We start from the raw sequence: 21611 nt of genomic DNA, 5'->3' as shown, positions 1-21611 counted from the left end.
CATGTTTTATGCGGAAAAAGTCGCGCGGACGCTGCCGAGACCTTCGATCTGCGCGCAGTAGGTGCCCGGCTCCTTGACGGCGACCATCGGGCCCAAAGCGCCCGTCATCAGCACGTCGCCGGCACGCAGCGGCGTGCCGAGCCGGACCATGCGATCCGCGAGCCAGGCGGCGGCATTCAGCGGATTGCCGAGACACGCGGCGCCATTGCCGCGCGACAGGACTTCCGCATCCTTCGATAGCGTCATCGCGCAGGCCGCGAGATCGATATCGCGCAGTAGGACCGGCCGGCTGCCGAGCACGAAGCGCGCGCTCGACGCGTTGTCCGCGACCGTATCGACGAAACGGATGTTCCAGCCTTCGATGCGGCTGTCCACCACTTCGATCGCCGCGACCGCATACGCGGTTGCGCGCATCAGATCGGCGTACGTGTGGCGCTCGTGCAGCAGATCGTGTTCGAGCACGAGCGCGATCTCCGCTTCGACCTTCGGCTGGATCAGCTCGTCCAGCGGAATCGGCTGGCCGTCGCCATACGCCATCGATGCGAACAGCGCGCCGAAGTCAGGCTGGTCGACACCGAGTTGACGCTGCACCGCCGGCGACGTGAGTCCGATCTTGCGGCCGACGACGCGCTCGCCCGCCGCGATGCGCGCGGCCACGTTGGCCTGCTGCACCGCGTACGCGAGCTCCTCGGCGTCGGCCGGGTTCGACAGTTCGACGAAACGCGGGTCGTCGCGCAACGGCGCGATGGTCGCGCGCGTACGTTCCGATTCGCGCAGGCGCAGGGCGAGCGCGTCTATATTGCTTTGAGTGGTCATAGCGGGTTCCTGATTCGGTTAGACGTGGGAAGTCACGGGTCGGGCATGCATCGCGCCAAAGCCCGCGATCCATTCGGGGATCGGACGGTAGTAATCGAGCGACGCGCGATACGGGCCGCTCGCGTTCAGTGCGCCGAACGCGGCGATCCACGTGCGGATTTCGTGCGCGGACTTGCCGGCCTCGCGCGTGATCGCGCGGTTGGTCAAACCGTCGAGCGCGGTGAGTTCGCCGTCTTCGAGCAGCTTCAGGAACGCGCGATCCCATTCCGGATTGAGCGGATGCAGACGGCTGTCGCCCGCGGCGAACGCGCGCGCCGCCGCGATCGTGCGCGCCTCACGCGCCGCACGCGATTCGGCCGACGGATTGCGGCCCGCGATCAGACGCTCGGCGACTTCCTCGCTCGCGCCCGCGAGTTCCGGCACCGGCGGCTCGTGCGAGATGCCGCCCGAGCCGATCACGAGCACGCGTTGCATCGAGCGTGCGAGCGCTCGACCCAACGCATCGCCGAGCAGACGCGCGCGGCGGCATGAAGCCATCGGCGCGGCCACCGAATTGATGAATACCGGCACGACCGGATATCGATCGAGGCCGCCCGTCAGAATCTCCAGCGCTTGCGCGCAACCGTGATCGACCTGCATGCGGTACGAGACGGCGACGTCGACGTCGCTCGCGAGCACCGCTTCGGCAAGGTCGAGCGCGGTATCGACGGGCACGTCCAGCGGACCGGCGAGGCTCTTGAAGTCGCCGATCGCGCTCGCCGATGCGCCGATGCAAAACGGCGGCATCACGTCATAGAAGAAACCGTTGTAATGATCGGGCGCGAACACGACGACCAGTTCGGGATCGAACTCGACGACGCGCGCACGCGCTGCCGCATGCACGCGCTCGACTTCCGCGACGACTTCGGGCGCGGGATCGTAATAGCCGTGCAACGGCGTGTGCGAAAGGCATTCGAGCAGCATCGGCATATCAGGCTCCGGCGGTTGCTGCGGTGGCGAAAGTGGCGACGGCATCGGGCGCGAACGCTGCTTCGTTGCCAGAACCGGCCACGTCGGCCCGCCCCGCCACGTCGAGATGCAGTTGCCGCGCGAGTTCGACGACGAGTTGCGACACCTGCTGCGGCGAGCCCATGCCCGCGACGAAACGATCGGGACGCAAAAGCACGACCGATTCCGGCACTCGCGTGAACCAGTCCTTCAGCCGCGTGTTCACATCGCCGATCGCGATGACGTCTTCTGGCACGTCGTCATGGAAAGACAGCTGCGTATCCGGCTTCGCGACCACGAAGCAGCCGCCGAGCCGCTGCCAGATCGCACGCGCCTGCTCCGACAAACCGAAGGTCGGTTCCGCGCCCCAGCCGACGATCGCGAAGCGGTTGCCGAGCACATCGTCGAGTCGCACGACCTCGCCGCTCACCGTGCGCACGCGCGGTTGAACGAACATGCGGCCGACCGGCGAATGACAATGCGGGTCGCGTCCATACACCAGACGGCCGAGCCGCGACTCGCGTTTCTCGCTCATCAGACCGAGCAGGCGGCCCGGCGCCGAATGCCCCGAGCGTTCGAGCACGCGCGCGAGCCAGCCACGCTTGCGCGGCGTGCGCGCCAGCAATACGACGCCGCTTTCATAGCGTGGCATCGGCTTGAAACGCATTTCGACGAAGTAGCGCTTGACCGCCGGGAACCAGTTGAACGTACGCACGAACGCGTCGCGAAACTTGATGCCGAAGCGGCTCGTCGGCGCGAAGATGTCGCCCGCGACCTCAGAGAGGTGGATCATCGAGCGCGCATGCGAGCGGCGCTCGGCGGTGTAGCTATCGAGCAGCGCATCGCCGGCGACGCCCTTGACCAGCATCGCGAGTTTCCAGCCGAGGTTGCTCGCGTCGCGAATACCGCTGTTGTAGCCCTGGCCCTGCCACACCGGCATGATGTGCGCGGCGTCGCCGGCGAGCAGCACGCGCTTCACGCGGAAGCTGCTCGCGAGGCGCGCGTTGTGCGTATAGACGCGCTTGCGGATGTAGTCGACCTTCTCCGGCTCGGCGACGACCTTGCGGATCAGCGCGGCCATGTTCTCCGGCTTCGACAGCTCTTCCTCGGTCTCGCCGGGCATCACCATGAATTCGAAGCGGCGAATCCCGTGCGGCAGCGCGGCCGACACATACGGGCGCCGCGGATCGCAATGCATGTACACGTGCGGCGAGCCGATCGGGTCGTTGCGCACGTCGACGACGATCCACTGATTCGGTTTCGTACGGCCCTCGAACGGCACGTCGAGGGTGCGGCGCACGAAGCTGTTGCCGCCGTCCGCACCGACCATGTACGACGCGCGGATCGTGCGGCGGCCGCTCTGCGCGTGTTGCGCTTCGATCGTGACGCCGCTGCCGTCCTGCGTGAACGAGTCGACCGTGTGGCCGAACCGCACCTCGACGTGCGGGAAGCGTTGCAGGCCGTCGTACAACACGCGATCGGCCAGCGGCTGAATGAACGCGTTGCGGCGCGACCAGCCGAATTCGTCGGTGCGCGGCTCGATCGATGCGAAGCAGTGACCGTTGCTCGTGACGAAGCGCATCCAGTGATCGGGGGTCGTGTGCCGCAGCAATGCATCGGCGAGGCCGACGGACTGAAACACGCGCAGCGCTTCGTCATCGAGGCCGATTGCGCGCGGATAGTCGATGATCCCGTCGAGCTTTTCGATCAGCACGACGCGCACGCCCTGCAGGCCGAGATAGTTGGCGATCATCAAACCGACCGGGCCGGCGCCGATGATCGCGACGTCGGTGGTGACGGGTCCACTGTGGCCTTGCGCGGCCACCGGGTCGAGCGGTTGGGGCATGTTGTCTCCGTATGTCGACCAGAGTGACCGGGTCGAGATATTCACGGAGCGCGGCGGCGGGAACCGGCTGTCGCCATGGCGAAAAATCGCCTGCGGACAACAGCTTGCTGTCTCCATGAAATCGTTGATTTGTTGGCAGTCTAGGACCGGCCACCTGCCCGCTCAACAAAATCTGGAAATTGTGCATAGAATGCACATAGTTGATTTTATTGAGGTTTAAAGTGACCAAATACACGAATGTGCGAGGTCTGTCGCGCGGCTTGCAGGTGCTGCAGGCGCTCAACTCGATGGACAGCGGCCGCGCGACGAGCCAGCAGATCAGCGAACTGACCGGCCTGCATCGCACCACCGCGCGGCGGCTGCTCGAAACGTTGATGGAGGAAGGCTTCGTGCGGCGCAGCGCGTCGGACGACAGCTTCCGGCTCACGCTGAAGGTGCGCGCGCTGAGCGAAGGCTTCACCGACGACGAACGTATCGCGACGATCGCGCCGCCGGTGATGGGGCGTCTGCTGCAACGCGTCGCGTGGCCGTCCGATCTGACCACGCCCGACGGCGACGCGATGATCGTCCGCGAGACCACGCACCGCTTCAGTCCGCTATCGTTTCATCGCGCGATGGTCGGCCGCCGTTTGCCGATCCTGCTGACCGCGGCGGGTCGCGCGTACTTCGCGATGTGCCCCGACGAGGAGCGCGAGGACATTCTCGATCTGCTGCGCGCGGGCGCGGGCGGCGAGGAGCAGAAGGCGCTCGCGTCGAACGACGCGTTGATTCGCAGTCTCGTGCGACGCGTGCGCGCGGATGGGTTCGGCTCGAATCACGGCGACTGGGCGGACCAGGGGAAGATCGGCGCGGTTGCCGTCGCGATCGTGTTCGAGGAACGCGTGCTCGCGAGCTTGAACGTAGTGTTTCTGTCGCGCGCGGTGTCGCTCGCGGAAGCGAAGCGGCGCTATGTGCCCGAGTTGCAGACGGCCGCGCGGGAAATGGTCGAGGAACTCGCGACGCAGACCCGCGCGAGCAGCAGAGCGGGCAAGACGCGTGCGGGACGTGAGCGGAAGTCGTGAGGTGGCATTCGCAAGCCGTCCCGCAACTCAGAACCGCGTGCGAATACTCGTCGTCAATTGCAACTGGTTCTTCGCGCCAAACGTCGTCGCGACGACGTAACCATTGTGAAGCTTCATCTTGTGCTCGAAGCGACCCCCGCGGTCAGCCCGCTTTCAAGGCTTCACGTCATCGACGAACCGATTGGTAAACGTGCGCGACAGATCGATATGCCGCCCCTTCACCGCCGGATTGAAGCTCGACAGTACCTTCAGCACCGTCTGCGGACCGTCGGCTGGCATCTTGCCGTCGACGGTGTACATCGGCAGCGAGGCCTGCAATGCGCTGATATACAGCGCCCTGTCGTTGCCGATGTCTTCTTTCGGCATCTGCGCGGCGATTTGTTCCGCGCTGTGGGTGCGCATATAGCGCAGCGTCTTGACGAATGCGCGCGCGAGTTTCGCGGCTTCATCGGCATGCGCGTCGAGCCACGTGCTTTGCACGTAGAGGCTCGACGCCGGATACATGCCGCCGAGCGCGGCGGGCGTGCCATCGACATTGCGCATGTCGACGAGTACTTTGGCGTCGCCCGCTTTCAATAGTCGAGTGACGGTCGGCTCGGTCGTCATACCCGCGTGAATGCGTCCTTGCCGCATCGCCGCGATGAAACTCCTGTCCGCGCCGACCGGCAGCAGCGTGTATTGCGTGGACCGCACGCCCGCGCGCTGTGCGAGGTACTGCGTGAGAAAACTCGTCGAGGAGCCGAGCCCCGTCACGCCGAGCGTTTTACCGCGCACGTCGGCCATGCTCCGGATCGAATCGGCCGATTTCGCCGCGACCAGTTGCACTTCGCCGGGCACCTGGCTGAACACGACGATCGTCTTCACTTCCTTGCCGCGTGTCTGCAGATCGATCGTGTGATCGTAGAAGCCGACCACGCCCTGCACCGCGCCCGCGAGCATTTCGTTTTCGCCGTCTATTCCAGTCGGCTGCGACAGCAGTTCGACGTCGAGCCCTTCGGCCTTGAAATAGCCGAGCTGTTCGGCAAGACGCGCCGGCAGATAGATGAGCTTGTTGGTACCGCCCACCATGATCGCGAGTTTCTCCGGCGCGGCGGCTTGCGCAGGCGTCGCGAGTCTCGCGAGCGCCCACAGCACGAGCGACGCCGCGACGGCGGCATAGGCCGCGCGCGAGCAACGCGTCAAGGAAAGCTTCATTGGGGGTGTCTCCGTTATCTTGTGTCCGGGCGCCGCGCGGGTCGCCTGCCCGTGATTTGGAAGGTGCGAACCCTTCCCGATGCTTTCACGGCTGTGCATGTTGCGCGAATCTCGGGCTTATCCCGATCACTTCGGCGTCGCGCGCGGAAACGTCACGGCGATATGCACACCCTTGCCGCCCTCGCCCGCCTTCAGCGTGATCTCGCCGTGATGGGCGTCCGCGATTTCGCGCACGATCGCAAGACCGAGGCCCGTGCCCTCGGTATCCGTCGACGCACGAAAGAACGGCTCGAACACGCGGCTGCGCGATTCGGCCGGAATGCCGGGGCCGTTGTCGGTCACGCTGACCGTCACCGCATTGGCCGCGGTATCGGCGTTCACGGCGACCGTCACGTGACCACCGCTGCCCGTATAGCGAATCGCGTTCTCGGCGAGATTCGCGATCAGTGCCTGCAACAAGCCGCGATGTCCGAGCACCGGCGCCGCGCCGTGCAATTCCGCGCCCAGATCGATTTCACGTGCCTGCGCGAGCAGGCCGAGATCTTCGACGACCTCCATCGCGAGCGGCACCAGATCGACGCGTTCCATGGCGAGCTGCGAGTTGTCGGCGGCCTCGGCCTGCGCGAGCAAAAGCAGCTTGTTGGTGAGCCCGACCATCGAGCGGTTGCTGCGATGCATCGCGGCAAGCGCTTCGTCGAGCGCGGGATTGAGGCCTTCCTGCTGCCGCGCGAATTGCAGTTGCGTGCCGAGCAGCGTGAGCGGCGTGCGCAACTGATGCGCGGCGTCGGCGATAAAGCGCCGCTGCGCCGCCACCTGCACGCCGAGCCGCGCGATGCACTGATTGATCGCATCGACGATGGGCCGCAGTTCCGTATGCAGACGCTCGACGCGAATCGGTTCGAGCTGCATCGGATCGCGGTCGGCCACCTCGTCTTTCACCTTCATCAACGGCCGCAACTCGAACGTGAGCCCGATGCAAACGAGCGCCACCGCCAGCGCGATCATTTCGAGCTGGCGCACGAGTTGCGGCCGCCACAGCTGTTGCGTCATCGCATCGCGCGAGCGCACGGTCTTGCCGACCGTCACGCGCACGGGACGCGTCGCGCCGTTGTCGTACATGAGCCGCACGATGTCGACAGCGCGCACCTGCTGGCCGTGCAACTGCGTGTAGTACGAATCCGGCACGTCCGGCGCCCGCAGCGGACGCGGCGGGAAATCAGGCGTACCCGCGAGCAGCCGCCCATCGTCGACACGCACGCTATAGAACACCTGGTCGCGATATGGCGATGCGAAGATCTCGAGCGCGGCGGGCGGCACATCGACACGCAGAAAGCCGTCGCTCCATTCGACCTCGCCCGCGATCATCCGCGCCGACGCGACCAGCTGATTGTCCTGCACCAGATTCGCGGTGTGCCGCGCGTTGTCGTACTCGGTCTTGCCGGTCACGAACACATAAAGCGCGAGCGGGACGAGCAGCCACCACAGCAGGCGTATGCGTAGGCTATTGGCCATCGTTACTGGTCGTCTTCCCGCTTGCGCAGCAGATAGCCGAGCCCGCGCAGCGTGACGATCGCGGCCGAGCTGCCATCGAGCTTCTTGCGCAGACGCGAAATGTAGATCTCGACCGCATCCTCGCTCGGCTCGTCGGCGAGCGTGAAGATCGCATCGACGAGCGCCGGCTTCGTCACCGTCTTGCCGAGGCGCAGGATCAGCGCTTCGAGCACCGAACGCTCGCGCGGCGTCACGTTCAGCGGCGCGCCCTTCAGCGTGAACTGGCGCGTGTCGATGTCGAACGACAGATCGCCGCACACCACCTCGCCCGCTTTCGACGGTGACTGCCGCCGAATCGCCACCTTGATGCGCGCGATCAGCTCGCGCACTTCGAACGGCTTCACCAGATAGTCGTCGGCGCCGGCGCCGAGCAGCTCCACCTTCTCGTCGATCGAGCCGCTCGCGGTGAGGATCAGCACCGGCGTCGCGTCGCCACGCTGACGCAGCCGGCGCAGCACGTTCTTGCCCGACAGCTTCGGCAGGTTCAGGTCGAGCAGGATCACGTCGTAGTGATTGGTGCGCAGCAGGCGGTCGGCTTCATCGCCGTCCTGCACGGCGTCGAGCGCGAAGGCCTCCTGCTCCAGCATCTTCGCGAGCCAGTGCGCAAGCGTGGGGTTGTCTTCGATCAGCAGCAGCTTCATGGCGGCAACGGCAAAAGTCAGGTCGTCGATTGTGCCTTAAAACAAGAGGGCCGCGCGCATACCGTGTGGTTTGCCGCATACGTCCAGTGCCCGCCGCGAGCGTAGTGCCGATCGCGCGCAATTTCGGCGCATTTTTGGCGCATTTTCGGGTTAACACCCATGTTTTGCGCCAAACCCCGAAAGCTGCCAGAAGGTTTCGCGTTTCTATAATCGCCCCCATTGACCCAGAAAAGCGCCGCGCACCACGGGGTCGCGGCGACCCACCTAAGGAGACTGCTTCATGCGTACCTTGCGCCAGATTGCCGCTGTGTCAGGAGTTGCGTTCGCCCTTGCCGCCGCATCGGCCGCCGCTCACGCCGAGAAAATCACGATCATGGTCGGCGGCGCCACCAAGATCATCTATCTGCCGGCCAAGCTCACCGAGCAGCTCGGTTACTTCAAGGACGAAGGCCTCGACGTCGAGATCCTGTCGCAGCCGGCCGGTGTCGATGCGGAGAACGAACTGCTCGCGGGCGCGGTGCAAGGCGTGGTCGGCTTCTACGATCATACGATCGACCTGCAGAGCAAGGGCAAGGAAGTGCAGGCGCTCGTCGTCTTCGGCCAGGTGCCGGGCGAAGTAGAGATGGTCTCGACGAAGGCGGCCGATTCGCTGAAGAGCATGGCCGACGTCAAAGGCAAGACGCTCGGCGTGACCGGCCTCGGTTCGTCGACCAGCTTCCTCACACAGTACCTCGCGCAGCGCGCGGGCGTGCCGTCGACGCAATACACGATGTTGCCGGTCGGCGCGGACAACAGCTTCATCGCCGCCGTCAAGCAAGGCCGCATCGACGCCGGCATGACCACCGAGCCGACCGTCTCGCAACTGCTCAAGACCGGCGACGCGAAGGTGCTGGTCGACATGCGCAACGTGGACGGTACGCGCGCCGCGCTCGGCGGCACCTACCCCGCTTCGAGCTTCTACGTGCAGCGCGCGTGGGCCGAAGCGCACAAGGACGAGGCCGCGAAGCTCTCGCATGCGTTCGCGAAGACGCTGAACTACATCGCGACGCATAGCGCCGAGGACATCGCCGCGCAGATGCCGAAAGACTACTACGGCAACAACAAGGACCTGTACGTGAACGCGCTGAAGGCGTCGCTGCCGATGTTCACGAAGGACGGCAAGATGCCCGCCGACGGCCCGGATACGGTGCTGAAGGTGCTGTCCGCATTCAATCCGTCGGTGAAGGGCAAGCATATCGATCTCGCCAAGACCTACACCAACGACTACGTGTCGGCGCCGGTCAAGACCGCGTCGAAGTAACGCTTCTTTCATCTTCACAGAACTGCGAGGCACCCGCCGATGAATCAACCTATGTCACGCGAGACGCCAGCGATCGAAATGCGCAACGTGTCGTGCCGTTTCATTTCCCCGGACGGCAAGGCCACGATCGCGCTGCGCGACTTCAGCATGTCGGTGGCACGCGGCGAATTCGTCGCGGTGGTCGGCCCGACCGGCTGCGGCAAGTCCACCACGCTCAGCATGATCACCGGCTTGCTGAAGCCGACCACCGGCGAAGTGCGCGTGATGGGCGCGCCGGTGGACGGCATCGATCCGCGCATCGGTTTCGTGTTTCAGGCCGATGCGGTGTTTCCGTGGCGCTCGGTGCTCGACAACGTCGCGGCGGGTCCGCTGTATCGCGGCCGCTCGAAATCGGCCGCTTACGATGAAGCAAACGAATGGCTGCGCCGCGTTGGCCTCGACAAGTTCGGCAAGCACTATCCGCATCAACTGTCCGGCGGCATGCGCAAGCGCGTCGCGCTTGCGCAGACCTTCATCAACAAGCCGGAAATCCTGCTGATGGACGAGCCGTTCTCGGCGCTCGACATGCAGACGCGCACATTGATGCAGGACGAGTTGCTGCAATTGTGGGGCGGCGCCGGCTCGGTCGTGTTCGTCACGCACGACCTCGAAGAAGCGATTGCGCTCGCCGACCGCGTGTTCGTGCTAACTGCCCGCCCCGCCACGCTGAAGAAAGTCTACGAAATCGATCTGCCGCGACCGCGCGTCACATCGGAGATCCGCTACGACTCACGCTTCATCGAAATTTCGCGCGATATCTGGCATGACCTGCGCGAAGAAGTGCAGATCGGTTAATCAAGGAACGGCAAACATGTCTACAACCTCTCAACAGATGATGCCCTCGGGCATCGACGCCGCGTCGCTCGCTCACGTCGAGCGTATTGCGCAGAAGAAGATCCGCCAGCGCCAGATTCTGGTGATTTCGCTGCGTATTCTCCTGCTCGTGGTCGTGCTCGGCGGCTGGGAACTGTCCGCGCGCCTGAAGTGGATCGACCCTTTCTTTTTCTCGATGCCGACCGAGATCTTCGCTCAGATCATCGACTGGTTCGTGAACGGTACCTCGCAAGGGCCGCTGCTCACGCAGGTGTGGGTCACGCTCGAGGAAACGGGGCTCGGCTTCATCATCGGTTCGATCGGGGGCATCTTCTGCGGCATCGTGCTCGGCCGCAACAAGCTGCTCTCCGACGTGTTCAGTCTCTACATCAAGATCGCCAACTCGATCCCGCGCGTCGTGCTCGGCTCGGTGTTCGTGATCGCGCTCGGGCTCGGCATGGCGTCGAAAGTCGCGCTCGCGGTCGTGATGGTGTTTTTCGTCGTGTTCGCCAACGCGTTCCAGGGCGTGCGCGAAGCGGATCGCTACATGATCGCGAATGCGCAGATTCTCGGCGCGTCGCGCCGTCAGGTGACGACCTCGGTCGTGATTCCGTCGGCGCTCAGCTGGATTCTCGCGAGCCTGCACGTGAGCTTCGGCTTTGCGCTGGTCGGCGCGGTGGTCGGCGAGTTTCTCGGCTCGAAGCAGGGCATCGGCTTGCTGATCTCCACCGCCCAGGGCGCGTTCAATGCCGCCGGCGTGTTCGCGGCGATGATCGTGCTGGCGGTGGTCGCGCTTGCCGCCGACTACCTGCTGACCGCGGTGGAGAGTCGATTGTTGAAGTGGCGGCCGAGTTCGGTTTAAGCCACGGCAGCGCAGAATCCACAAACAGTAGTTCGCTTCACCGATGCCGCTCAGTCTTCTGGACTGAGCGGCATTTTTATTTGCTAACGCACATCCTGTCTCCCGCCAGCAAACTGTTTTTCGCAATACGTTGGTCACCTCGCAACACTTCTTTCTTTCAATCCCCCACCAGAAGCCAACATCCGGCTGCCAGCCGGTTCCATGCGCTATGGCACGCTCGATGCATACCCCACCGCGCAAGTCAGGCGATTGCCAACATCGATCGCGGATCGAAGCGAGGTGAGTCATGTCGAGTGCACAGAGTCAACGCCGGTCAACCAACGGGTACGGCGGCCCGTTCATGCGCGCCGCGAATCGCCGCGATCGTCATCATTCGAGCGGATTCGTGCTGTTCGGCTTGCGCACCGCCGGTGTGATCGGCCGCGGACCGAAACGCCTCTGGCCGTATGTCCTGCCCTGGCTGTTCATCCTACTGACGATCGGTTCCATCTGCCTCGTCGTGCGCGGCGTGCTCACGCGTCAATTGCTGGTACCGCCGGTGGAGACACCGCAAACGTTGACCGAGCGCGGCTATACGGCGAACTTTCTCGCCGAGCGGATCATGTCGGCGATGAAGGAAATCGGCCAGGATGCCGAATCGATTCCGCACGACACGATGACCAGCAACGACGCGCAGCAGGACATCCAGATTCCGGGTCAGGAAATGTCGTATGCGACGACGGTGCGCTTCATCAAAGGCGTGCTCAAACGCGACGATGTCGCCGTGCACATCGGCATCACGAAGACGAATGGCAGCGCGGATTCATACGTCGCGCACGTGCAGATAGAACACGGACCGTTCAACGGCCGCGAAAGCACGGTGCCGTTCGAAGGGCGCGACCTCGAAAAGCTCGTGCACGACATCGCAGTCACGGCGATGCGCCTCGCCGAACCTAACATCCTCGCCAGTCATCTGTTCACGCAGGTCCAAAAAAAGACCAAATGCTCGCTCGCGCAATGCGACTATCGCGAGATCGTCGGGATCTATGACGAAGTCCTCGCGTTGCCCTCATCCGAGCAAGCCCAATGGGCAGTCGCGGGTAAGGCGTGGTTGCTCGACAGTCAGCAGCGCTCGACAGAAGCCGAGCAGCAGATCCGTGAAGCATTGACCCAATACAAGCACTCGGCGGTGCTGCGCGCGAGTCTCGGCATTGCGCTCGAACAGCAGAACCGCATCGACGATGCGCTAAAGGAACTGCGGGCCGCCGCGAAGGAAAAGTCGCGCACCGCTGAAAACCTGCGACTGCTCGGCGACGTGCTGTTGCATTCGAAGAAGCACGATCGCGAAGCACTCGAAGCATTCAGGCAGGCTGCCAAGATGAACCCCGACTCCGTCGACACGCTGCACGACTGGGCCGAGGCGCTCGTCAAAACCGGCCACGACGACGAAGCAATCGACAAGCTGTCGCATGCCGTCGCGTTGCGTCCCGATCTCGCGCCGTCCTATGTGGAATGGGGCCACGCGCTGGAACACAAAGGCGCGCTGCGCGAGGCCGCGCGCAAGTATGCACAGGCATTGCAGCTCGACGCCGGCACGTTGTCGGCGCGCGAACGCGAGCTGGCGCTCTCGACGGACGCATCGCCCGACGAAGCCGACACCCGGACATCGAGGCCTGACCTGCGCGTCAAGCCCGTTTCGAATCCCATGACGTCGTACCCGCTTCGGGCATCGCTCGATACGGTAAGCGACGCCGTAGGACGGGCGATGCGAGCGGCCTGAGCCGCGCGCATTCGCCATTTGAGTTGGCAACACAGCCGAACAGGAGACAGTTCGATGGACAGCTTCGAAGATGCATTCAAAGCCTTGATCGGAAACGAAGGCGGGTACAGCTTCAATCCGGCCGATCCAGGCGGCGAAACGATGTGGGGTGTGACAGCGCGCGTCGCGCGCAGTGAGGGCTATAACGGCGCGATGAAAGACCTGCCGCTCGATACCGCCCATCAGATCGCCAAGCGCAGGTACTGGGACCCGTTGCATCTCGACGAACTCGATCCGCGCGTGGCTTTCCAGATTTTCGATGCGAACTACAACGGCGGCCTCGTCGTGCTGTGGATGCAGAAAGCGTCCGGCGCCAGGGAAGACGGCAAGTTCGGCCCCGACACGCTCGATGCGGTCAAGAACGCCGATCCGATGAAGTTCGTGATGCGCTTCGCCGCGTATCGTCTGCGGTACCTGCGGAACCTGCATTCGTGGCCGAGTTTCAGCCGCGGCTGGACCGAACGCATGGCAGCCAATCTTCTCCTGGGAGCAGCATGATGGACTGGTCTAAAGTTGCGAAGAATATCAACAGCACCGCCCCGCTTCTCGCCGGGCTCGTAGGGGGGCCGGTCGGCCTCGGCGTGACCGCTGCCGCCGCGATCATCTCGCACGCGCTCGGCACGCCGGGCGACCCGGCCTTCGTGGAACCCGCGTTGAACGACCCCGGCGCACTCGAAAAACTTCGCCAGGCCGAAAGCGCGAATTCGCTGCAATTGCAGCAGTTGATGGTGACGGCCGCGCAGTCGAGCCTCGCGCACGACGCCGACATGGCCCGCATCGCCACGAGCGACACCGCGAATGCACGCGCGATGGGTGTCGCCAATCGCGACTGGGTCCCGAAGGTGCTCGCGATGGCCGTCACCGCCGGCTTCTTCGGCATTTTGCTGCTGATGGCGTTCCAGCCTTTGCCGGGTACCAACAAGGATCTCGTCAACGTGATCGTCGGCGCGTTGGGAACCGCGTGGATCAGCATCATCGGCTATTACTTCGGCACGTCGGTCGGCTCGATGCGCAAGACCGAGCTGCTCGCGAAGCCGAGCGTGCCGATCACGGCCGATAGCGCGTTGACGTTGCGCGAACCGGCGTCGCAGTCGGGAGCGCAAGCACCGGCGACGGCCGCGCCGTCCGGCGACCACTTCCCATCGTTCGCGCCGGGCGGGCAAGGTCCGATCTTCTCGGGCGGCAGTTGAGTCGATGCTACGTTAAGCGAATCATGCATACGACGAAGTACATTGACCGTCGCGTGCATGTCCGCCTCAAAGCAGGGCTCTTTCGCCAGCGCGCGTTTTGCGCTAAGTTGGCAACGCGAAGTCCATCCCGTCCCGAGTGGAGCGATAAAAGATGAGTGACGTCGAGCAGAACGCGCAGAACGATCCGATCGAACACGTCGTGCTACTGTTGATGGAGAATCACTCGTTCGACCAGATGCTCGGCTGCCTCGACGCCGTGCACGACAAACTGGACGGCGTGCGCAACGCGGCCGGCAAATCGAACGCCGACGGTCAAGGCCACACCTTCTATCCGCGTGAAACGCGCGAGCGGCAGATGAAGGACGATCCGAATCACGAGCACAAGGCCGTGATGGAACAGATCGCCGCCGACAACAGCGGTTTCGTGCGTACGTTCGTGAACGACTACCCGAAGAGCAGCCTCGCCGCGCGGCAAGACGTGATGGGCTATTACCCGCTCGGCTTTCTGCCCGCGCTGCACACGCTCGGTTCGCAATTCACCGTGTGCGACCGGTGGTTCTCGTCATTGCCGGGGCCGACGTGGCCCAACCGTTTTTTCGCGCTGACGGGTACGTCGAAAGGCGAGATCGGAATGCCTTCGGGACTCGACGGGCTCAATCCGCACTGGTACACCGAGCAGGATCAGGACACGATTTTCGATCGGCTGAACGCCGCGCGCAAAACGTGGAGCGTCTATTTCTACGACTTCCCCGCCTCGTTGCTGCTGAAGAACCAGCGACGCGCGGAAAACCTCGCGAATTACCGCTCTTTCGATCAATTCTTCGAGGACGCAGCGGGACCCGCCAGTCAGTTTCCGCAATTCGTACTGATCGAGCCGAAGTACTTCGGCGAAGCGCAGAACGACGATCATCCGCCGCACAACATCATGAAGGCAGAGAAGCTGATCGCGGATACCTACAATGCGCTGCGCTCGAATCAGGCGCTGTGGGAGCGCACGTTACTGGTGGTCCTCTACGATGAGCACGGCGGTTTCTACGACCACGTATCGCCGCCGGCCGACGTGCTCGCACCCGACGACCACACCGCGAGCTTCGATTTCAAACGACTCGGCGTGCGTGTTCCCGCCATCCTGGTGTCACCGTGGTGCGAAGCCGGCGTGTGCAACGAACGATTCGATCATTGCAGCCTGCTGAAGTACCTGTGCGACAAGTGGCAAATGCCACCGCTCGGCAAGCGCACCGAGGCGTCCGCGAACCTCGGTGTGGCGATTCGCCGTGGCGGCGGCGCGCGCACCGATACGCCGCCGTTTATTCGCGTACCCAATCAATCGCTGATTGCGCAGCACGTCGAACTGGAGCGCAAATCGTCGAATGGCAATCAGCATGGCCTGCATCACTTCGCCGACTATCTGCACGCGGAACTGGACCGGCTCGCCGCCGAGGCGGTCGAGGCGGCCGCGCAACTGGCGCGCACCGGCAACGCATGGGTGCGCTTCAAGAGCGCGTTGGGCTCGCTGATGATGAGTCTCGGCCAGTGGCTCAGCAAGGACTTCTACGACGCACGCGACCAACGCGATGCACGCACGAGCCAGGCGTTCACGCGTTTGCGGCAATCGGTCCGTGAGGCGACGCCGGGCATCGCGCGAGACGATGCGGAAGAAACGGCCTCGTCCGTCAATCCGGTCCCGGAGAAATAGCACGCCGCAAAGCGGTGGTAGTGCGGAACGTCGGCGGATGCCAGAGTTCGTGAAATCGGGGACCTTGGATTTCTTCGACTATTTCAATCGTCTTGACGCAGTGGCCGGTTGGCAGTGCCCGGTTGGCAGTGACGGTATCAGTGAAGCGGACGGTGAATCGTGCCACAGAAACCGGGAATTTCGGTTCGGGACCGCCGCAGCGCAGCGCTGCCTGCCATTCAGAGGGAGCTCCACGCGAGCGTTGCGGCGATGCAGTGGATCGTCAACGCCTACCTGCTCTTTCTCGGGTCCTTTGTGCTGGTGGGCGGATCGATGGGCGACAAGCTGCCAGACCGGGCGGTTGCTGGAGCCGGACGCGCAAGCCGCGGCGGCGGCCGGCGATGCTCATACGCCGCCGCAGACACCCGTGGCGAAGGCGGAAGCCGACGCCATCACTGACGCGCTGCGCGGAGTCGCGCTGGTGTCCGGCGCGTGCGCGTTCGCAGGAGCGGGTCTCGCGGTGGCGACCATCCAGCCCGCAAGTGATGTGCTTGGCGTCGCCGGACGCGCCTGCTTTCGGCATCCGTACTTCGATCTCCGCTGAAACGTACCGCCTTCAGGCAGGCAACGATTATGCGCGGCCCGCTGACGGATCGCCGTGTACACGTTTGCTGCCAATCGCGCCGCAACCATGTGCGGGGACTGAGCCGTGGACAAGGTGCGGAACCCTTCTTGAAAATTCCGTGAAGCAATGAGGGGGTGGTCGAGCGTCCTGACGAATGCTCTGCGCATTCTTTCGGTATCGCCAAATCCGGTCTCTCTGGCGATCACTGCAAGTGAGAGTTCTCCGGTATCGACGAGGCTGCGAGCGGCATCGACCCGCAGGATGAGCAAGATCGACCAGGTTTTGTACGTCAGCAAGAGCATACGTCGTCGGGCGTTCGCGACGGCGGAAGATAGCCGCCCGCGCCCGTGCCGAGCACACCCCGGCGTCGACCGTCAGGTCGGCCGGCAGCGCAACCTTCAACATCGACATCGTCTGAACGCCGTCTCCATTACGAAATGCGGTGCCTGGAGCGCGAGGGGTGTGCGCTACTCGAATGCAACGAGGGCTTGCGGCGAAGGTGGCAGCGGCATCACCGTTACGTTGGAAAAGCCGGCTTCGCGGCCCATTTGCTCGAGTTCGCGCGCGGTGTACGCGTCGCCTTGCGGCGTGGACGCAAGCATCATAAAGGAAAACGCGGCGGCGAACGGCGGCGACACGCGATCCTCGTCGGGAACAAATTCCACCGCGAGCGCTCGCCCTGCGGGACTGAGGCTCCTGCGGACTTTCGAGAGTAATTCCACGCAGGTTGGCGGATCGAAGTGGTGCAGGAAGTTCGTGACCAGCGCCAGATCGAAATTCGTACCCCAATCGACTTCGAACGCACTGCCGGCGACCGTGCGGTAACGCGAACTGACACCGGCCGCTGCGGCGTTCACCGTCGCGACCTCGAGAACCGGTTGCCAGTCGGTCGCCACGATTTCCGCGCCGGGAATCGCTTCGGCGATCGCGATTCCGAACAGCCCATGCCCGGCTGCAATGTCCAGCACGCGCTTCGGTGCCTGAGGCCGCGCACTCACGTGTTGCGCGATGCTCTGTGCGGTTTGTGTCACGAACGGTGCCATCGCACGCGCAAACTTCACCCAGACGGGATGCTCGGGCTCGATGTTGCCCAGCCCCACGGCTCCTCCGTTGCGAACGAACGCGGCGGGGTCGTCCAGCCACAGTGCCGTCATTTCAGGAGCCGCCAGGAAATCCACGATGCTCCCCATCCAGGCCGGCGAGGAAGTCGTCAGGAATGCGGTGGTCGACGGCGTCAATCGGTACTGTCCCGTTTCCTTCTGCAGAAACCCGTGCACGGTCAGAAAGTCGCAGAGTATGCGCACACCGCGCTCGGCGGCCTTTACCCGCTCGGCTATACGCTTAACGTCGCCGTGCTCGTCCGCTATCGCGGTGAACAGATCGAGCTCGACGGCGGCTTTCACCGCGGCAGTCTTCTGATAGGCTATCGCGGCATCGACGAAGGCCTGCGGAGAGATGTCGTCCATGGTCGGTAGCCTATCGTGAGATACCCTGCAAACAGATGTTTGAATCGAATCTTTCTTGGCGGGTTTTCAACGCGTTTGTGCAGCATGGGGCTTCTGATAAGCCTAGTCGAATAATGGCTGCGTGTCGAACCTCTGATTGGAGCGGGGCGAGCGGCCACTCCGCAGGCCTGCTCGCATTCAGCGGAATCCCGAATTCGCGGCGCTGGCGCACTCCGTGAGTCTCGGCCGGAACCCGAATTTCTGGGTTCGGCCATAAGTCGACGTTTGACAGCCGCCGCAATCCGACATCCAAATGACCAGTCCCACCCTGGTACCGGCCAGCCATCCAAGTATCCAGGCGAATCGATGCATCAGTACCGGAACAAGCGCTATCAAAGTGCGACCTCGAGAGGCGCCCTTTGAGGGATTGCACCGTTGACATTGGGCTAGCGCGGGATCAATACACTGGGCACTGGGCGTTCGCCCGGGGGGCGCCACGAGTGGGTCAGTTAAACTTCTCCCCTGATGCCAAAGGGACGCTGAAGCAATGAATTTAGTGCGTGCAACGAATGGCCAGAGAGCCGCCTATGAAGCTTGATCCCGTTTCTCTCAGCTTTTTCATCGCTGTGGTCGAAGAAGGAAGCATCGCAGCCGCCGCGGAACGAGAGCACATCGCCGCGCCGGCCGTGAGTAAGCGCATCAGCGCGCTCGAAGAAACACTGCGAACCACTTTGTTGACGCGCCATCATAAAGGCGTCGAGCCAACTGCTGCTGGGTATGTTTTGCTGAATCTTGCACGTCGCGCCGTCAACTACCTCGACGACATTCACAGCGAGATGCTGGATTTCGCCTCCGGTACGCGGGGGCAGGTGCGAGTTTTTTCAAATATCTCGGCGATAACCCAGTTCCTGCCCGATGACCTCGGGACCTTTCTTGCCGACCATCCGGCAGTCGAGATCCGGCTCGAGGAACGCAACAGCCTTGTCACGCTGCGTTCAGTCGCTGAGAACGCCGCAGACGTCGGAATCTTCACTGTCGAGCCTCACGCAGAGAGCGTCGAGACTCTGCCCTATGAGGAAGACGAGTTGGCCGTGGTGGTGCGGCGCGACCATCCGCTGGCAGGCAGAAGACATACCCGGTTCGAGGAGACTCTCTCGTGGGATTTCGTAGGGCTTCGTACTGGGAGTGCGATCAACACTCAGCTCACCCAGATCGCCAATCGGCTCCAAAAGGAGTTCAGGCTCCGGATACAGGTCACCGGCTACGATGCTCTTTGCTTGATGGTTTCGTCAGGCCTTGGCATTGCGGTTGCCCCTCGCAACCTCACCAAACTTTTCGTCAAACGCTTAGGAATTACCGAAGTGCCCCTCGAGGAGCCTTGGGCACGTCGTCGCCTCGGCATCGCGATTCGCAACCGCAAAGCCCTCTCGCCAGCGGCTGAGAGCCTTGTAGTGCACCTTCAGGCTCGCGCGGCCGCGCGCCGTGACGCGTAAGGCAGCCATAACGGTTCGTTACGGCTGGCTAGCGAAAGACTAATTCACGGACCAGCCCGCCTTCTCCATTATTTGACCCAACGGCACCGCAACGGCGCCGGTTAGATCTGGAGACACGAAGATGAGCAAGGCGCAATACGAAATCGCCCTCCTGCCGGGCGACGGTATCGGTCCTGAAGTGGTTGACGCTGCGGTTGGCGTCCTGAAGGCGGCGGCTGGGAACGAAGGCGTCGAGCTGAAATACACGACCTACGAAGCAGGCGCAAACCTCTACCAGCGCACTGGCGAATCAATGGCCGAAGCTGACGCGGTTGCCGTCGGCGAGGCAGACGCTGTTCTCCTGGGCGCGATGGGTCTGCCGACTGTTCGCAAGGATGACGGTACCGAAATTGCGCCTCAAATCGATCTGCGCGAACGCTATGGCCTGTTCGCGAGCTTGCGTCCCTGCGAGCTGTTCCCCGGCGTGCCGACGCGTGTAAAGGCCGAGAAAGTAAACATGCTCGTCATCCGTGAGACGACGGAAGGTCTGTTCGCTGGTCGTCACGACAAGCAGGAATCCAGCAATGAAGCTGTCAGCGATCGCCTGACGATCACCCGCGCTACCAGCGAAAAACTCTTTGAACTGGCGTTCGAGCAAGCCAGGCAGCGTCGCGAGACACATGGCACGCCCGGTCACGTCACGCTGCTGGACAAGTCGAACGTGCTGCGCAGCAACGCCTTTCTGCGCAAGGTGTTCGATGAAGTCGCGGAACGTCACCCCGACATCGGCACTGCCCGGATTTACATCGACGCCGGTTCGATGATGTTTGTCACCAACCCGGAACGCTATGACGTGGTGGTGACTGAGAACGTTTTCGGCGATATCACCTCGGAAATCGCAGCCGGTGTGGTGGGTGGTCTCGGCGTCGCACCCTCGGGCGACGTGAGCCTGAAGCACGGCATCTTCCAGCCGAGCCACGGCAGCGCGCCGGACATCGCCGGCAAGGGCGTAGCCAACCCGATTGCAACGATCTTGTCCGCTGCGATGATGCTCGAATGGATCGCCCGACAGAATGACGATCCGCGTTGCGAAAAGGTTGCTGCGGCGATTCGCCAGGCGACTGCCAAGGTGTTGCAAGACGGTCCGCGCACCCCGGACATCGGCGGCAACGGCAACACGGAAAGCGTCACGAAGGCAATCATCTCCGTGCTTAGCCACTAAGGAGCACGGAAATGGCGAAGATAGCGATTGTAGGCAGCGGAGCAATGGGCTCCGTATACGCTGGTCTGATGGTGAGCGCCGGCCACGAAGTACATGCGATCTGTCTGTGGCCCGATCACGTGGCCGCGATGCAAAAGAAAGGACTGCGTGTTGAAGGTGCCAGCGGCGACCGCACGGTGCCGATTCACGCCAGCACGACAACCGATGGTATTGGCGAGTGCGATCTCGTCATCATCGCGACGAAGGCGTTCGACGTTGAGGCTGCCGCTCGTGCCTCGGAACAACTCCTCGGTCCGAAGACAGTTGTTCAAACCATTCAGAACGGTTTGGGGTCTGCCGAAAAGGCTGCGACGATCCTCGGAGAGAACCGGATCGCGATAGGCGTTGTAGGAGGCTTTGGAGCATCGATTCGCGCACCCGGTCATGCACACCACAACGGCATGGAAATGATTCGCTTCGGCGCTTATCGTGGTCTGTCGCGTGATGACCTCGAAGCGTCTGCTGAAATCTGGCGCTCGTCGGGCTTCAAGGTTGCGATCTTCGGCGATCTTGATCAGATGGTTTGGGAAAAGCTGATCATGAACGTCGCGTTCTCGGGCACCACGTGTGCAACGGGAATGACCATCGGCGAAGTAATGGCGAACCCCAGTGCCTGGAGTGTAGCAAAGGGCGCGGCGGAAGAAGCGATTGCGGTGGCGAAAGCCGCTGGCATCCGCCTCGATGTGGGCGATCCGATCGAGCACATTCGCAAGCTTGGAAGCAAGATTCCCAATGCTCGCCCCTCGATGCTGCTCGACTATAACCTCGGCCGTCGCGGCGAAGTCGAAGCGATCAACGGATCAATTTCCCGCGAAGGCAGGAAGTACGGCGTGCCGACTCCTGTCAATGACACGGTAGTCGCGATCATCAAGGCGCGCGAAGCCAACTTCACCAAGTAATGAGATCCACCCACCCGGCAACGGGTGGGTGTCGTTCTTCGTCCGACAGTGACAGGTGCATCGCACCGATACTAAACAAGCGAAATGGAGACAATCATGAGCCGCCAAGGCAAATAGCGAATCAGTCGCGTGCAGG

19 protein-coding genes and 1 pseudogene are annotated in these 21611 nt (G+C 63.1%); 12 read left to right on the top strand and 8 right to left on the bottom strand.

The features are described 5' to 3' along the window. Positions 1-6 precede the first annotated feature (6 nt). The 3 genes from OKW26_RS06035 to OKW26_RS06025 are packed head-to-tail and all read right to left on the bottom strand — an operon-like array spanning position 7 to position 3649. A complete protein-coding gene (locus tag OKW26_RS06035; RefSeq protein ID WP_429352984.1) occupies positions 7-816 on the bottom strand; it encodes a 2-keto-4-pentenoate hydratase in 810 nt (269 codons plus the stop codon). An 18-nt stretch (positions 817-834) separates the two neighbouring features. Then, entirely contained in the window at positions 835-1785 is a 951-nt protein-coding gene (locus OKW26_RS06030) for a 3-carboxyethylcatechol 2,3-dioxygenase (protein WP_429352983.1), read from the bottom strand. A gap of 1 nt (position 1786) precedes the next feature. Next, on the bottom strand, positions 1787-3649 hold the full coding sequence (locus OKW26_RS06025) for a bifunctional 3-(3-hydroxy-phenyl)propionate/3-hydroxycinnamic acid hydroxylase (protein ID WP_429352982.1): 1863 nt from the start codon (positions 3647-3649) through the stop codon (positions 1787-1789). A gap of 221 nt (positions 3650-3870) precedes the next feature. Here OKW26_RS06025 and OKW26_RS06020 point away from each other — a divergent pair, with 221 nt between their 5' ends. Continuing rightward, positions 3871-4710, top strand: a complete 840-nt coding sequence (locus OKW26_RS06020; protein ID WP_429352981.1) for a DNA-binding transcriptional regulator — start codon at positions 3871-3873, stop codon at positions 4708-4710. A gap of 153 nt (positions 4711-4863) precedes the next feature. Here the strand turns inward: OKW26_RS06020 and OKW26_RS06015 are convergent, their stop codons facing one another. From OKW26_RS06015 to OKW26_RS06005, 3 genes are all read right to left on the bottom strand, one after another. Continuing rightward, on the bottom strand, positions 4864-5904 hold the full coding sequence (locus OKW26_RS06015) for an ABC transporter substrate-binding protein (protein ID WP_429352980.1): 1041 nt from the start codon (positions 5902-5904) through the stop codon (positions 4864-4866). 126 nt (positions 5905-6030) lie between these two features. Next, positions 6031-7416: a sensor histidine kinase gene (locus OKW26_RS06010; protein ID WP_187619659.1), complete on the bottom strand. Its 1386-nt coding sequence runs from the start codon at positions 7414-7416 to the stop codon at positions 6031-6033. Between the two features lie 2 nt (positions 7417-7418). Then, positions 7419-8096, bottom strand: coding sequence for a response regulator (locus OKW26_RS06005; RefSeq protein ID WP_018423692.1), 678 nt, complete (start codon positions 8094-8096; stop codon positions 7419-7421). A gap of 280 nt (positions 8097-8376) precedes the next feature. On the opposite strand from OKW26_RS06005, the gene OKW26_RS06000 reads away from it, so the two are divergent. The 8 genes and pseudogenes from OKW26_RS06000 to OKW26_RS05965 form a co-directional block, all read left to right on the top strand. Then, complete coding sequence (locus OKW26_RS06000; protein ID WP_018423693.1) at positions 8377-9396, top strand: ABC transporter substrate-binding protein; 1020 nt, start codon at positions 8377-8379, stop codon at positions 9394-9396. Positions 9397-9435: 39 nt separating this feature from the next. Then, positions 9436-10230, top strand: a complete 795-nt coding sequence (locus OKW26_RS05995; protein WP_184024643.1) for an ABC transporter ATP-binding protein — start codon at positions 9436-9438, stop codon at positions 10228-10230. A gap of 16 nt (positions 10231-10246) precedes the next feature. Then, positions 10247-11110: an ABC transporter permease gene (locus tag OKW26_RS05990; RefSeq protein ID WP_429352979.1), complete on the top strand. Its 864-nt coding sequence runs from the start codon at positions 10247-10249 to the stop codon at positions 11108-11110. A gap of 286 nt (positions 11111-11396) precedes the next feature. After that, entirely contained in the window at positions 11397-12869 is a 1473-nt protein-coding gene (locus tag OKW26_RS05985; RefSeq protein WP_429352978.1) for a tetratricopeptide repeat protein, read from the top strand. Positions 12870-12923: 54 nt separating this feature from the next. Further along, complete coding sequence (locus tag OKW26_RS05980; protein WP_090807511.1) at positions 12924-13406, top strand: glycoside hydrolase family 108 protein; 483 nt, start codon at positions 12924-12926, stop codon at positions 13404-13406. After that, on the top strand, positions 13406-14098 hold the full coding sequence (locus tag OKW26_RS05975) for a hypothetical protein (protein ID WP_184061680.1): 693 nt from the start codon (positions 13406-13408) through the stop codon (positions 14096-14098). Before OKW26_RS05980 ends, OKW26_RS05975 begins: the two co-directional genes overlap by 1 nt. A 151-nt stretch (positions 14099-14249) precedes the next feature. Next, the gene (locus OKW26_RS05970) at positions 14250-15794 is read left to right on the top strand and encodes an alkaline phosphatase family protein (RefSeq protein WP_429352977.1); all 1545 of its coding nucleotides are present in this window, start codon (positions 14250-14252) and stop codon (positions 15792-15794) included. 198 nt (positions 15795-15992) lie between these two features. Then, a pseudogene (locus tag OKW26_RS05965) lies at positions 15993-16154 on the top strand (MFS transporter); the annotation flags it as partial. Between the two features lie 24 nt (positions 16155-16178). On the opposite strand, the gene OKW26_RS05960 reads toward OKW26_RS05965, so the two are convergent. Continuing rightward, a complete protein-coding gene (locus OKW26_RS05960; RefSeq protein WP_429354252.1) occupies positions 16179-16694 on the bottom strand; it encodes a hypothetical protein in 516 nt (171 codons plus the stop codon). A gap of 171 nt (positions 16695-16865) precedes the next feature. Beyond that, positions 16866-17864: a methyltransferase gene (locus OKW26_RS05955; protein ID WP_429352976.1), complete on the bottom strand. Its 999-nt coding sequence runs from the start codon at positions 17862-17864 to the stop codon at positions 16866-16868. Positions 17865-18430: 566 nt separating this feature from the next. On the opposite strand from OKW26_RS05955, the gene OKW26_RS05950 reads away from it, so the two are divergent. From OKW26_RS05950 to OKW26_RS05940, 3 genes are all read left to right on the top strand, one after another. Further along, entirely contained in the window at positions 18431-19336 is a 906-nt protein-coding gene (locus OKW26_RS05950; protein WP_184061628.1) for a LysR family transcriptional regulator, read from the top strand. 121 nt (positions 19337-19457) lie between these two features. After that, entirely contained in the window at positions 19458-20537 is a 1080-nt protein-coding gene (locus OKW26_RS05945; protein ID WP_184061627.1) for an isocitrate/isopropylmalate dehydrogenase family protein, read from the top strand. An 11-nt stretch (positions 20538-20548) separates the two neighbouring features. Beyond that, complete coding sequence (locus tag OKW26_RS05940) at positions 20549-21475, top strand: ketopantoate reductase family protein (protein ID WP_184061626.1); 927 nt, start codon at positions 20549-20551, stop codon at positions 21473-21475. Positions 21476-21611: the final 136 nt, after the last annotated feature.

The sequence above is a fragment of the Paraburkholderia sp. 32 genome, assembly GCF_050435345.1.
GTDB lineage: Bacteria > Pseudomonadota > Gammaproteobacteria > Burkholderiales > Burkholderiaceae > Paraburkholderia > Paraburkholderia tuberum.
This window is presented reverse-complemented; position numbering and strand designations above follow the sequence as displayed.